This window comes from Cupriavidus sp. KB_39 (assembly GCF_052114485.1).
Taxonomy (GTDB): domain Bacteria; phylum Pseudomonadota; class Gammaproteobacteria; order Burkholderiales; family Burkholderiaceae; genus Cupriavidus.
The window spans coordinates 77876-91331 of sequence record NZ_JBFREV010000014.1 but is presented as its reverse complement, the minus strand read 5'-3'; the positions used below and the strand labels follow the sequence as shown (position 1 = coordinate 91331).

At 66.9% G+C, this 13456-nt stretch carries 13 protein-coding genes and 1 tRNA gene; 8 read left to right on the top strand and 6 right to left on the bottom strand.

Going from position 1 to position 13456, the window contains the following annotated elements:
• Positions 1–21 precede the first annotated feature (21 nt).
• Complete coding sequence (locus AB4Z27_RS13285; RefSeq protein ID WP_441593633.1) at positions 22–684, top strand: LON peptidase substrate-binding domain-containing protein; 663 nt, start codon at positions 22–24, stop codon at positions 682–684.
• 27 nt (positions 685–711) lie between these two features.
• Here the strand turns inward: AB4Z27_RS13285 and mutY are convergent, their stop codons facing one another.
• The 3 genes from mutY to mutM form a co-directional block, all read right to left on the bottom strand.
• Positions 712–1881: an A/G-specific adenine glycosylase gene (gene mutY / locus AB4Z27_RS13280; RefSeq protein WP_441644600.1), complete on the bottom strand. Its 1170-nt coding sequence runs from the start codon at positions 1879–1881 to the stop codon at positions 712–714.
• A gap of 71 nt (positions 1882–1952) precedes the next feature.
• Entirely contained in the window at positions 1953–3896 is a 1944-nt protein-coding gene (locus tag AB4Z27_RS13275) for a dynamin family protein (protein ID WP_441644599.1), read from the bottom strand.
• Positions 3897–4214: 318 nt separating this feature from the next.
• Positions 4215–5150: a bifunctional DNA-formamidopyrimidine glycosylase/DNA-(apurinic or apyrimidinic site) lyase gene (gene mutM, locus AB4Z27_RS13270; RefSeq protein ID WP_441644598.1), complete on the bottom strand. Its 936-nt coding sequence runs from the start codon at positions 5148–5150 to the stop codon at positions 4215–4217.
• A gap of 215 nt (positions 5151–5365) precedes the next feature.
• On the opposite strand from mutM, the gene AB4Z27_RS13265 reads away from it, so the two are divergent.
• From AB4Z27_RS13265 to pth, 7 genes are all read left to right on the top strand, one after another.
• The gene (locus tag AB4Z27_RS13265; RefSeq protein ID WP_441644597.1) at positions 5366–7279 is read left to right on the top strand and encodes a tetratricopeptide repeat protein; all 1914 of its coding nucleotides are present in this window, start codon (positions 5366–5368) and stop codon (positions 7277–7279) included.
• A gap of 137 nt (positions 7280–7416) precedes the next feature.
• Positions 7417–8037, top strand: coding sequence for an outer membrane lipoprotein LolB (locus AB4Z27_RS13260; RefSeq protein ID WP_304441450.1), 621 nt, complete (start codon positions 7417–7419; stop codon positions 8035–8037).
• Positions 8038–8045: 8 nt separating this feature from the next.
• The gene (gene ispE / locus AB4Z27_RS13255; RefSeq protein ID WP_441644612.1) at positions 8046–8924 is read left to right on the top strand and encodes a 4-(cytidine 5'-diphospho)-2-C-methyl-D-erythritol kinase; all 879 of its coding nucleotides are present in this window, start codon (positions 8046–8048) and stop codon (positions 8922–8924) included.
• Between the two features lie 60 nt (positions 8925–8984).
• Positions 8985–9061, top strand: a tRNA-Gln gene (locus AB4Z27_RS13250).
• A 98-nt stretch (positions 9062–9159) separates the two neighbouring features.
• A complete protein-coding gene (locus tag AB4Z27_RS13245) occupies positions 9160–10113 on the top strand; it encodes a ribose-phosphate pyrophosphokinase (RefSeq protein WP_092291674.1) in 954 nt (317 codons plus the stop codon).
• Between the two features lie 170 nt (positions 10114–10283).
• Positions 10284–10901 (top strand): 50S ribosomal protein L25/general stress protein Ctc, encoded by a 618-nt coding sequence (locus AB4Z27_RS13240; RefSeq protein WP_092291672.1) that lies wholly within the window; start codon positions 10284–10286, stop codon positions 10899–10901.
• 122 nt (positions 10902–11023) lie between these two features.
• Positions 11024–11620 carry an aminoacyl-tRNA hydrolase gene (gene pth / locus AB4Z27_RS13235; protein WP_092291671.1) on the top strand — a complete coding sequence of 199 codons (597 nt, stop codon included), beginning with the start codon at positions 11024–11026 and terminating at the stop codon, positions 11618–11620.
• Positions 11621–11728: 108 nt separating this feature from the next.
• Here pth and AB4Z27_RS13230 read toward each other — a convergent pair whose 3' ends face one another.
• The 3 genes from AB4Z27_RS13230 to rsmD all read right to left on the bottom strand — a co-directional run bounded on the left by AB4Z27_RS13230 (position 11729) and on the right by rsmD (position 13377).
• Positions 11729–11989: a YfhL family 4Fe-4S dicluster ferredoxin gene (locus AB4Z27_RS13230; RefSeq protein WP_092291669.1), complete on the bottom strand. Its 261-nt coding sequence runs from the start codon at positions 11987–11989 to the stop codon at positions 11729–11731.
• A gap of 65 nt (positions 11990–12054) precedes the next feature.
• On the bottom strand, positions 12055–12540 hold the full coding sequence (gene coaD / locus AB4Z27_RS13225) for a pantetheine-phosphate adenylyltransferase (protein WP_092291667.1): 486 nt from the start codon (positions 12538–12540) through the stop codon (positions 12055–12057).
• A 192-nt stretch (positions 12541–12732) separates the two neighbouring features.
• Positions 12733–13377 carry a 16S rRNA (guanine(966)-N(2))-methyltransferase RsmD gene (rsmD, locus tag AB4Z27_RS13220; protein ID WP_177219859.1) on the bottom strand — a complete coding sequence of 215 codons (645 nt, stop codon included), beginning with the start codon at positions 13375–13377 and terminating at the stop codon, positions 12733–12735.
• Between the last annotated feature and the right edge of the window lie 79 nt (positions 13378–13456).

The window sequence follows — 13456 nt, the reverse complement described above, 5'->3', positions numbered from 1 at the left end:
TGGAACCGGAACCGGCATCGCATGTCGTCACATCCACCAGACACTGGTCATTCGACGCATCCCGCGCCTGATCTGGACGCGCTGCCCCTGTTTCCGCTCCACACGGTACTGTTTCCCGATGGCCGCCTGCCGCTGCGCGTATTCGAGGCGCGCTATGTGGACATGGTGCGCAACTGCATGCGCGACCACACGCCGTTCGGCGTCTGCCTGATCGCGAGTGGCAACGAGGTGGCGCAGCAGGACCAGCCCACCGTGCCCGAAGACGTGGGCTGCCTGGCCGATATCGTCGACTGCAATATGGAGCAACTGGGCGTGCTGCTGATCGAGGCGCGCGGCCGGCAACGCTTCCAGGTCCTTTCCCACAGCACGCGTGATGACGGCCTGATCGTGGCCCGGGTGGAGTTGCTGCCGCCCGACGAGATCGACTGCAAGCTCGAATTGCTCGGCGAATGCCTGTCGGCGCTGCGGCGCATCGTCAGCGCCATCCATGCAGAGCAGGCCGACAAGTCGCGCCTGCCCTTCAACGAGCCGTATCACTGGGACGACCCGAGCTGGGTCGCCAACCGGCTCTGCGAATTGCTGCCCGTGCCGCTCAAGGCCAAGCAAATGCTGATGGCGCTACCCGATGCCGGCATGCGCATCGAGATCGTCCACCGCTACATGCGTCAGCATCACATCGTCTGACGCCCCTCGCCGTTTCCTGAATTTTCCCTAGAACAAGCCGCCGCGCGCCTGATCTTCGAGCAGCCGCCGCACCGGTGCGGGCGTGCCGAGCGCATCGAGATCGTCGATCGACAGCCAGCGCCGGCTGACGCCATCGTCCGCGCCGCCGCGCAGCGCCAGCGCGCCCAGGTCCACCCGCACCGCGCGGATCAACAGGCGGAAGTGCGTGAACACGTGCGTCAGCTCCCCGGCCAGCGTCGCAGAGGTCGGCTCGCCGAATTGCCGGGCGACCTCGCGCGCGGCGTCCTCGGCTGCGTCTGCATCGAAGGGCACCGTGTCGACGGGGATCTCGGGCAGGCTCCACAGGCCGCCCCAGATACCGCTGTCGGGTCGTAGATTGACGAGAACGTCGCGGCCGTGGCGGATGATCAGCATGACGGTGCTGCGCTCGGGAATCGCGGCACGCGGCTTGGGCGTCGGCAGCGTGCCGGTCAGGTTCTCGCGGCGCGCCACGCATTCCGCGGCCAGCGGGCAGGCCGCCGCATCGRCCAGACAAGCCGGCTTGCCGCGCGAGCAGATCGTCGCGCCCAGGTCCATCAACCCTTGCGTGTAGGCCACCATGTCTTCGGCCTGAYGCGGGCCGGCGGGCGGCAAGGCGCGCTCGGCCAGCGCCCACATCCGCATCTCGATGGCCCGCTCGCCCGGATAGCCGTGGATGCCGAACACGCGCGCGAACACGCGCTTCACGTTGCCGTCGAGGATGGGCGAGCGCACGCCGGCGCTGAACGCGGCGATGGCAGCCGCCGTCGAGCGGCCGATGCCGGGCAGCGTGACCAGCACGGCCGGATCGGTCGGGAACTCGCCGCCGTGGTCGTCCATGACCGTCTTCGCGCAGCGGTGCAGGTTGCGCGCGCGCGAGTAGTAGCCCAGGCCRGCCCAGAGCGCCATGACGGCGTCGGCCGGCGCGGCGGCCAGCGCGGCCACGGTGGGCAGCGCGGTCACGAAGCGCTGGAAGTACTCGATCACCGCCGCCACCTGGGTCTGCTGGAGCATGATCTCGGACAGCCAGATCCGGTACGGGTCGCGCGTGTTCTGCCACGGCAGGTCGTGCCGGCCATGCGTGCGCTGCCACGTCACCACGCGGGCGCCGAAGTCGTCGGGCACGGCAATGTCGGGGCTGGCTGGGAGGGKGGGGGCGGCGGCTGACTTGCGGGGCATTGCGGGGCGGTGGGGAAAAGAAAAGCGCCGCTCTAAGGCGGCGCCACATGATACCGCGATGCGGTGCCCGGTCAGGCCGCGCGCGCGCCGTGCTCGACTGCCGGTTCGACGAGAACCTTGGCAAASCCCTCGATCTTGGTGCTGCGCTCGTCCAGGCCGTTRAGCACCTGTTCGAGTTCGGCGATGCGGCTTTCCAGCGTGTCCGTGGCCTCGTGGATGCGTTCGATCGAATCCACCCGGCGGCGCAGTTGCTTCTGATGCTCGCGCACCTGCGCCTCGAGCGGCGTCATCACGGACTTCAGCCAGATCTCGATATCGCGGTTCAGGTCTCGGAAATTCTCCAGAACCCGGCTCGCCATCGTCGCGAACGCGTTCTGCACCAACTGCGGCCGCGAACGGGTCAGCATGTTCACCGTGCCGAAGTGGTTGTTCACCAGTTGCAGCGTTTCCTGCAGCTCCACCGCGTAGCGCGAGGTGACGAACTGCATCGGCGCCGGCAGCGTGAAACCGTGCTCGGCGTTGAAGCGGCGATACATGCTGTCCACCAGTTGATGCAGGCCGGCGATCTTCTGGTCGGCATCGTGGATCAGGCCGGTCAACTGGCCGAACAGCGCCTCCATGTCCTCGCGCAGGCCGCGCGAGAAGAATCGCTCCTTCATCTGCTCGCGGGCGTCACGCATGGTGCGGCGCACGTCGCGCAACTGCAGGCTCTTGATGATGTCCGCGCTGTGGCGGCCGAAGACCAGGCGCAGCGCCTGGAACTTCGAGATGCTCTGTTCGAATTCCTCTTTCTCGCCCTGCACGCGCAGCAGCATGTGCTTGACCATCGCGTGGTTCTTGCCGCGCAGGCCGCGCAGCTCGAACAACTGCTCGACGATGTCCCGGCGGCGGCTTTGCAGCAGTTGCTGGGCGCCGCGCGACATGTCCTGCACCAGGCGCTGGACCTGATCGGACACGATCTCGCGCCGCTGCGGAATCAGCTGGTCGGACAGCACGTGCTCGAACTGCGGCAGGTTGCTGCGTACCAGCATCGGCTGGTCATGGGTGACCTTGGCGACCAGGCCCTTCTGCGCCGACACCGGGTAGACGCGGCGCTCCTCGATGCCGAGGATCTGGGCCGTCGAGCGAACCTGCCGCGAAATCTCCGAGGCAATCTCCGGCGACGACTTGAGCGGGTCCCACAGCCCGTCGATCTTGTTCAGCACGGCCAGGCAGCCCCGGCGATGGCCGGCGCCCACGTGGCTGCGCCACAGTTCGAGGTCGCTCTTGGTCACGCCGGCGTCGGCGGCCAGCACGAAGACCACCACGTGCGCATCGGGGATCAGCCGCAGCGTCAGTTCCGGCTCGGTACCGATCGCGTTCAGGCCCGGCGTGTCGAGGATGACCARGCCCTGGCGCAGCAGCGGGTGCGGGAAGTTGATCACCGCATGGCGCCAGCGCGAGATCTCGACCATGCCATCGGCATCGACCGACCACGCGGCGTCCGGGTCGTTCTCGTTATAGAGGCCGAGCGATTCGGCCACGGCCGGCGTCACGCGCGTGGTTTCCACCACGTGCTGGAACGCGGCCAGCATGCCCTCGGGCGACGACGGATCCAGCGGCACCGTGGTCCAATGCGAATTGGACGAGCCGGGCTCCATGAAATCGGCCGTGGAGGCGTCGTGCAGGCGCGTCTCGATCGGCAGCAGGCGAATGCTCGGCTGCTCGTTCTCGTCGTAGCGCAGCTCGGTCGGACACATCGTGGTCCGGCCCGCCGACGACGGCAGGATGCGCCGGCCGTAGTCGGCAAAGAAAATCGCGTTGATCAGTTCGCTCTTGCCGCGCGAGAACTCGGCGATGAACGCCACCTTGAGGCGGTCGCTCTTGAGAACGTTCTGAATGCGCTGGACGCGGTCATCCGCGGTAGCGTCATAGAGGTCGTACTGTTGCAGCCACGACTGGAATTCGGCGAGAGACTGAAGGACCCCGGTTCTCCAGGCGCCATATTGTTCGAATTGATGGGCGAGGCTCGTCATGGAGTTGTGCGCGTTCGCTGTTTCGGCTCGGATTTATTGGTTCGAACTCGTACGACCCGCCTCGCGCAAGGCTACCCGTTGACCCTCGGACCCCGCCACGAGACGCGCACCGGATCAATGCCACATTAGTGGGAGATTCGGCGCTTTTTGTAACTTTTTATGTCTGCGCACACGATACATGGTTTGTGTCGGATTTTGTGGAATTCACGTCCCTTGCGCGCGCCGCCGTCACAGAGTGTTGCGCGGAGCCATCGGCAATGCCGGACGACAATGTATGGACATTGGATCGTCACGCGCACCAAGCCGCCGAGACCCCCGTCAATGCTGGCAATGCGGGCAATAGAAGGTGGAACGCTGGCCCTGCACGATCTGGCGGATCGGGGTGCCGCAAACGCGACACGGCTCGCCGGCCCGGTCATAAACGAAGCAATCCAGCTGGAAGTAGCCGCTGCTGCCGTCGCTGCCGACGAAGTCGCGGAGCGTGCTGCCGCCCCGGGCGATGGCCTCGGCCAGCGTCTCGCGCACGGCCACGGCCAGCTTGTCGCAGCGCGCGAGGCTGAGCCGGCCCGCCGCCGTGGTCGGCCGGATGCCGGCCCGGAACAGGCTTTCCGAACAATAGATATTGCCCACGCCCACCACGATCTCGCCGGCCAGCAGCGCGGTCTTGATCGCCACGGACCGACCCCGCGTATGGCGATGGAGCCAGGCGCCGTCGAAGCGCGGATCGAACGGCTCGAGGCCGAGCTTGCGCAGCAGCGGATGCTCGCCGAGGTCCGCCTCTGGCAAGGGGCTCCAGATAATCGCCCCGAAACGGCGCGGGTCGCGGAAGCGCAGGGTCACCGGACGGGAATCGGGGGAATCCGGGGCTTCAGGGACATTGGGGGCATCAGGGGGGGCGTCGGGCGCGGCCAGGACGAGGTCGAGGTGATCGTGGGTGCCCGGGGATGGTGCATCGGGATAGACCCGCAGCGTGCCGGTCATGCCGAGGTGAATCAGCAGCCAGCCGGTGTCGGTGTCACCTTCCAGGCCCTCCGCGCCACATCCGGTGCCGGCCGCCGGCAGGCATTCGATCAGCAGGTACTTGCCGCGCCGCTCGACGCGCCCGATCACGCGCCCGGCCAGCCGCGCCTCCAGTTCCGGCTCCACCGGCCAGCGCAGGCCGCGGTGACGCACCGTCACGTCGACAATACGCCGCCCCACCACGTGCGGCAGCAGTCCGCGCCGCGTGACTTCCACTTCCGGCAATTCCGGCATCGCCCCAGGACCTCCTTCTCGACTTCCGTCGGCCTTCCCATCAGAACCTCTTGCCCGGTTTGGCGCTCCAACCTCGCAGGAACCMGCGGCGCGCGCGGCGCGCTGTGCGGGTTCCCAAACGCATTGGCCCCTCGCGGCAAGCAGGGCATTGTAGCGGCAGGCTACAATGCCTCTCATCCATTCCTACGCCCCCGCGCGCCCGGAGCATCGATTTCATGCCGGACTTCCGTTCGTCCCTTCAGGCCATGCGCCCGGACCTCATTCCGATGACAGCATTTCCCGCCGCGCCCGCCGGCCCCGCCAGCGGCTTGCGCCGCCATGCGCGTGCGCTGGCCGTCTCCGCCTGCCTAGCATTCGGCGCGTTCGCCACGGTGGCGCACGCCGCGCCACCCCGGGTGGCGCAGGGCGACGAAGAAGCCATCGACGTGCCGCCGCCGGCCTCCGTGACCAAGCCCCGGGCGCCGCGCACGCCGCTGCCGAATGTGTCGCTGACGCCGGACATCCTCTATCGGGTGCTGGCCGCCGAGATCTCGCTCCAGCGTGGCCTGGTCGGCACCGCCTACCGCACCTACATGGACCTCGCGCGCCAGACGCGTGACCCGCGCCTGGCCCAGCGCGCCACGGAAATCGCGTTCAACGCGCGGATTTCGCAGCAGGCGCTGGACGCCGCCCGGCTCTGGACCGAACTGGCGCCCACCTCGCCCGCCGCGCGGCAAGTGCTTTCCACCCTGCTGGTGCTGAACGGCCGCTGGGACGAGGCCGAGCCGCTGCTGGTGCAGCAGCTGGCCAGCTCGCCGCCGGGCCATCGCCCGGAAGCCATCCTGCAGATGCAGCAGCAGATCTCGCGCACCAGCGATCCGGCCGGCGCCGTGGCCGTGCTCCAGCGCGTGACCGCCAACGACACCAAGTTCGCCGAGACGCATCTGGCCATTGCCCGCGCCAAGGAAGCGGCCGGCGACAACGCCGGCGCGCTGGCCGAGCTGGACGAGGCGCTGCGCATCAAGCCTGACCTCGAGCCCGCCGCGCTGATGGCCGCCGAACTCCAGGCCGAGAGCGCGCCGGACAAGTCCATCGCCCTGCTCAAGCGCTTCCTGGCCAAGGCACCGGCCTCGGTCAACGGCCACATCACGCTGGCCCGCCTGTACCTGCAGAAGAACGACATGGAAGCCGCGCGCGCCGAGTTCGAGGCGCTGCGCAAGGTCGCCCCGAACGACCCGCGCGTGCCGCTGGCGCTGGGCCTGACCAGCCTCCAGGCGCGCAGCTACGACGACGCCGAGCGCTACCTGCAGGAATACCTGCGCATGGCCGAGAAATCCCCAGCCGCCAATCCGGACGTAGCCTTCCAGTACCTGGCGCAGATCGCCGAGGAAAAGAAGGATTACGCGCAGGCCATCCAGTGGCTCGACCGGATCGAAGACAGCCGCCTCGCACCGGCAGCCCAGGCCAAGCGCGCGCAGCTGCTGGCGCGCATGGGCAAGCTCGACGACGCCCAGGCCGTGTTCAGCGACATGCTGGCCGATGCCGAGGACATCGCCGACCCCGGCCAGCGCGGCCAGCGCATGGCGGCGATCCGCCAGGCAGAAGTGGCCACGCTGATCGACGCCAAGGCCTACGACCGCGCGCGCAAGTCACTGGAGGAACGCGTGCGCGTGGAGCCGGACAATGCCGACTGGGTCTACGAACTGGCGATGCTCGACGAGCGCGAGAAGCGCTACGACAGCATGGAACGCGGCCTGCGCAAGGTCATCGCCATGCAGCCGGAGCAGAAGCAGGGCTACAACGCGCTCGGCTACTCACTGGCCGACCGCAACGAGCGGCTGGCCGAAGCCCGCAAGCTGCTCGAACGCGCGTCCGAGCTTGGCCCGGACGATCCCTACATCATGGACAGCCTGGGCTGGGTGAAGTATCGCCAGGGCGAACTGCAACCGGCCGCCGAACTGCTGCGCAACGCCTACTCGAAGGCGCCCGAGGCTGAAATCGGCGCGCATCTGGGCGAGGTGCTCTGGCAACTGGGCCAGCATGACGAAGCACGCCGCACCTGGACCGAGGCCGCCAAGGCGGAGCCCGAGAACCAGACCCTGATCGACACGCTGCGCCGTTACAACCAGAACGTGCTGCTGTCCAAGTAAGCTGCCAACCGGCCCGGGCCGCCCGCCATCCGATGCAATACCGTGCGATGGAGGGCGCCGGGGCGCTGTTGTGCGATGGTCGCCCTGGCGGCCATCGCCACCTCGTCATACATCCCGATTTTTCCGACCGACGACTCATGACCATGCTCCGATCCCGTCGCCTGGCCCTGTTCTGCCTTGCCGCCCCGCTCTGGCTGGCCGGCTGCGCCAGCGTGGCGCCCTCGCGCGGCTTCGACGCCGGCGAGACCGCCCGCAGCGAGCACTACTCGGGCCGCTTCGCYGCCAACTACACCCGCTATGGCCGCAACGAAGGCGTGCAGGGCAGCTTCCGCTGGGAGGAACAGGGGCGCAACGTGCGACTGGACCTCGTTTCGCCGCTGGGCCAGACGCTGGCCGTGGTGACGTCCACGCCCTCGGGCGCCACGCTCGACCTGCCCAATGAGCCGCCGCGCAACGCGCCCGAGGTGGACGCGCTGATGGAACAGGCGCTGGGCTTCTCGCTGCCCGTCTCGGGCATGCGCGACTGGCTGCACGGCCGCCCCGCGCCGGGCGCGCCGGCCAACGCCACGCGCGACGTGCGCGGCCGCCTCGACACCCTCACGCAGGCCGGCTGGACCGTGCGCTATGTGGATTGGCAGGAGCCGCCGGAAGGTGCCACCGTGGCCACCGCCCGGCCGCGTCGCATCGACATGGCGCGCGACGGCGGCCCGTCGCCGATGACCGTGCGGCTCGTGATCGACCCGGAGGCCCGCCAATGACCGCCGCCATGACCACCGATACCTCCCTGCCGCCCCCGGACCTGCGCGACTGCCCGGCGCCGGCCAAGCTCAACCTGTTCCTGCACGTGACCGGGCGCCGCCCGGACGGCTACCACACGCTCCAGACCGTATTCCAGCTARTCGACTGGTCGGACACCCTGCACTTTCACCGCCGCGACGATGGGGTGATCGCCCGCACCACCGACATCCCCGGTGTGCCGGCGGACACCGACCTCGTGGTGCGCGCGGCGCGTGCCCTGCAGCAGGCCAGCGGCACCCGCTTCGGCGCGGACATCGCCATCGAGAAGCGGCTGCCGATGGGCGGCGGCATCGGCGGCGGATCGTCCGATGCGGCCACCACGCTACTGGCGCTGAATCACCTCTGGGGCGTGCGGCTGCCGCGCGACGAACTGATGCGGATCGGCCTCTCGCTGGGCGCCGATGTGCCGGTGTTCGTCTTCGGCCAGAACGCCTTCGCGGAAGGGGTGGGCGAGGAACTGACGCCCGTGGATTTGCCGTCCAGTTGGTTCGTCGTCATCCACCCGCGCCAGCACGTGCCCACCGCTGCAATATTTTCGGACGAACGCTTGACAAGGGATACGCCCATCTCCATAATTACCGACTTCGCTGCTTGCACAAACAAATTCGCTTTCGGTCGCAACGACCTGCAAGCGATAGCAACAGCGAAATTCGGCGAAGTTGCCCGRGCCCTTGAATGGCTGAGACAATACAGTCCCCATGCAAGGATGACCGGTTCCGGAGCCTGCGTGTTTGCCCGTTTCGACGATCAGCAAACTGCGCAGCAGGTTGTGGAACAGGTGCCATCGGAATGGGATGGCAGGTGTGTGAGTAGTTTGTCGCATCACCCGCTCGCAACATTCGCATAGCAAGTTTTCGTCTGGCGAGGTGCTTCAGTTTGGCGCCGCGACAGTCGATAAAGGTTGTGTAGGGGAGTCGCCAAGTTGGTCAAGGCACCGGATTTTGATTCCGGCATGCGAGGGTTCGAATCCTTCCTCCCCTGCCATTACTTCCTATAGTGTTCTGACGAACACTCGCAGAATCGGCTGCCGGCAATGGCCGGCGGTCACAAAATCTCCCCCAGCAGCAAGACAGGTGCCCCGAATGAGCAGCGAAGGCTTGATGGTATTTACCGGCAACGCCAACCCCAAACTCGCGGAGGCTGTCGTACAGCACCTCGGCATTCCCCTGGGCAAGGCACTGGTAGGCCGTTTCTCCGACGGCGAAGTCCAGGTCGAAATCCAGGAAAACGTTCGCGGCAAGCACGTCATCGTGCTGCAGTCCACCTGCGCGCCGACCAACGACAACCTGATGGAACTGATGGTGATGGTCGATGCCCTCAAGCGCGCCTCGGCCCGCAGCATCACCGCCGCCATGCCCTACTTCGGCTATGCCCGCCAGGATCGCCGCCCGCGTTCGGCGCGCGTGGCCATCTCGGCCAAGATCGTGGCCAACATGCTCGAAGTGGCCGGTGTAGAGCGCGTCCTGACGATGGACCTGCACGCCGACCAGATCCAGGGCTTCTTCGATATTCCCGTCGACAACATCTATGCGTCGCCCGTGCTGCTCGGCGACCTGCGCGAGAAGAACTACGGCGACCTGCTCGTCGTCTCGCCCGATGTTGGCGGCGTGGTCCGCGCCCGTGCGCTGGCCAAGCAACTGAACTGCGACCTCGCGATCATCGACAAGCGTCGTCCCAAGGCCAATGTGGCCGAGGTGATGAACATCATCGGTGAAGTGGCAGGCCGCAACTGCGTGATCATGGATGACATGATCGACACCGGCGGCACGCTGTGCAAGGCCGCCCAGGTGCTCAAGGAGCGCGGCGCGCTGAAGGTTTTCGCCTACTGTACCCATCCGGTGCTGTCGGGCGGTGCCGCAGCCCGCATCGCGGCGTCCGAGCTGGACGAAGTGGTGGTGTGCGACACCATCCCGCTGTCCGACGAGGCCCGCCAGTCCGGCAAGATCCGCCAGGTCTCCACCGCCCCGCTGCTGGCTGAGACCTTCACCCGGATCGTGAAGGGCGACTCGATCATGTCGCTGTTTGCCGACCACTGATGCGCGCTGGGTAGCCGCTGCATAGCGATACCTGCTAGAATTTTGGGCTTTACCGCATTGGCTGCCAGGTTTGGCGGCCAATGTGCTTCAAGCGGCACTACATTCTCGTCGTGCCGCTTCAGTCGAGGCTGTCTGGTCGCGGACAGCCTTCTTACTATTTGGAGTACACCATGAAAGTCATCGCTTTCGAGCGTAGCGTACAGGGAACGGGTGCGAGCCGCCGCCTGCGCAATTCCGGCAAGACCCCCGGCATCATCTATGGCGGCGCCGCCGAGCCCAAGATGATCGAACTGGATCACAACGCGCTGTGGCACGCCCTGAAGAAGGAAGCGTTCCACTCGTCGATCCTGGACCTGGAAGTGGGTGGCGCGTCCGAGAAGGCGCTGCTGCGCGCGTTCCAGATGCACCCGTTCAAGCCGCTKGTGCTGCACGTTGATTTCCAACGCGTGTCGGCCACCGACAAGATCCACGTCAAGGTGCCCCTGCACTTCATGAACCAGGAATCCGCTCCTGGCGTGAAGCTGGGCCACGGCATCGTGAACCACATCCTGAACGACCTGGAAGTGTCGTGCCTGCCGGCCGACCTGCCCGAGTTCATCGAAGTGGATCTGGGCCAGGCCGAACTGGGCCAGACCCTGCACCTGTCGGACGTGAAGCTGCCGAAGGGCGTGACCGCCATCACCCACGGTGACGACAACCCCGCCGTTGCCAGCATCTCGCTGCCGGCCGGTGGTGTGTCCGAAGCTGCTGAAGGTGGCGAAGCCGCTGGCGAAACGCCGGCTGCCTAAGCCTTCTCGCGCATCGAAGAAACCGCCGGTTCGCCGGCGGTTTTTTTTCGCGCGGGATTTTCGCCAGCGTTTTGACGTATGCTGTCTCGCGCCAGACTCTCCCGACCTTCCCGATTCATCGCATGATCAAGCTCATCGTCGGCCTCGGCAATCCCGGGGCGGAATACGAGGCCACGCGGCATAACGCCGGCTTCTGGCTCGTCGACCAACTCGCCCGCATGGGCAGCACAACGCTGCGCGTGGAGGGCCGCTTCCACGGCCTGGCCGGCCGCGCCCGGCTCTGGGACCAGGACATCTGGCTGCTCAAGCCGTCCACGTTCATGAACCGCTCCGGGCTCGCCGTGGTGTCGCTGGCGCGCTTCTACAAGATCCTGCCGGACGAGATCCTGGTCGCGCACGACGAGATGGACCTGCCTGCGGGCGCGGTCAAGCTCAAGCGCGGCGGCGGCGCAGGCGGGCACAACGGGCTCAAGGACATTGCCGCGCACCTGACCACCCAGGAGTACTGGCGCCTGCGGCTCGGCGTGGGCCATCCGCGCAATGCGCCGGGCGGCGCCGGGGCGGGCCGCGAGGATGTGGTCAACTATGTGCTCAAGCCGCCACGCAAGGAAGAGCAGGAAGCCATCGACACGGCGATCGACCGCAGCATCGGCCCGCTGGGGCTGCTGGCGCGTGGCGAGAACGAGCGCGCGATGATGGAGCTGCACACGGGCAAGTGAAGGGTATCTTCCGGCCCARYGTCAGCAGGCAATAAAAAACCCCGCGATGCGGGGTTTTTTATATGCCGGACAACCCGGAACGGGTACGGCCCGAGTGCTGAATAATGCTCAAGCCGCATGCCGCGCGGCGGTCAGCAGCCGGTAGCGCTGCATCAGCACCTCCTGGGACTCCACGCGGTTCGGGTCCTTCGGRATGCAAGCCACCGGGCATACCTGCTGGCATTGCGGTTCGTCGAAGTGGCCGACGCACTCGGTGCACTTGTTGGGGTCGATCTCGTAGATCTCGGGCCCCATCGAAATTGCTTCGTTCGGGCACTCGGGCTCACAAACGTCGCAGTTGATGCAGTCGTCAGTGATCAATAGCGCCATGATATTTCCTTCCTGCGACCCGCCCGCGCCCGACTGGCCGCGTCGGCGGGTTCGAAGGCTCCATTCTATTCCGCTTTGCCAATCTTCTCTTGCAGCCAGCGCTCCACCGAGGGGAATACGAACTTGCTGACATCGCCGCCCAGCACGGCAATCTCGCGCACGAAGGTGCCCGAGATGAACTGGTACTGGTCCGAGGGGGTCAGGAACATCGTTTCCACGTCCGGCAGCAGGTAGCGGTTCATGCCGGCCATCTGGAACTCGTACTCGAAATCCGACACCGCGCGCAGGCCGCGCACGATCACGCGCGCATTGTTCTTGCGCACGAAGTCCTTGAGCAGGCCCGAGAAGCCTTCCACGCGCACGTTGGGATAGTGCCCGAGCACTTCCTTCGCGATACCGATGCGCTCCTCCAGCGAGAAGAACGGGCGCTTGTTGGGGCTGTGCGCCACGCCGACCACCAGCTCGTCGAAGATATTCGACGCGCGACGGACGAGATCCTCGTGTCCCCGGGTCATGGGATCGAATGTACCGGGATAGACCGCGACGACCATATTTCCTCCTTTGGGGTGCCCGCTGCCGGCCTTGTGGCCGATCGATGGATTCTGGCTGCGTGACGAGCGTTGAACAAACAACAGCGGCGTAGTGTAACGCCAAATGCGGCATTTGGAAGTCCATCCACAGGCTTTCTGCGGCGTTGCAGCACGCCCGCAAACGCTTGCCCGGCGCGGCAACTCGTCGTACGACTAYCCTGCTTCGCCCTGCCCCGGCACCTTGTGCTGGAGCAGGTGGAAGTGCACCGCGCCCGCGCGGGCCTGCCGCACGATCTCGAGCGAGGCCGGCACCGGCGCATCGGGCCCGATCAGCGCGTGGTCGGTCTCCACATAGACCGCSCCACCCGGCCGCGACAGCCGTGCTGCATGCTCGAGCGCCGGCCCGAGCCAGTCCTCGGCGAACGGCGGGTCCAGGAAGATCACGTCGAAGCTGGCGCCCGGCATCTGCGCGGCCACGGCGAAGGCGTCGCCCTGGATCACCTTGACCTGCTCGGCGTCGAACCGGTACTGATTGTCGCGCAACTGGCGCGCCACACGCGGGTTGGCCTCCACCAGCGTGACGGCCGCCGCGCCACGGGACGCCGCCTCGAAGCCAAGTGCGCCGGAGCCGGCAAACAGGTCGAGGCAGGTCATCCCGGACATGTCCTGGCCGAGCCAGTTGAACAGGGTTTCCCGAACGCGGTCAGGCGTGGGCCGCAGCCCTTCGGCCTCGAGGACCGGCAGCAGCGAGCGCTTCCAGCGCCCGCCAATGATGCGGACCTGCGCCGGCGCCTGGCGAGGGGAGGGAGAAGCAGATCGCCCGCGCGGTGCGGGCGATGGTTTGGTGCGCGAATTCATGCCGTGATTGTAGAGCCTGCCGCGCCCCGCCACACCCTCTGGCGGCTGCGCGGCTTCACAATCAGAATCGTCTCAACGA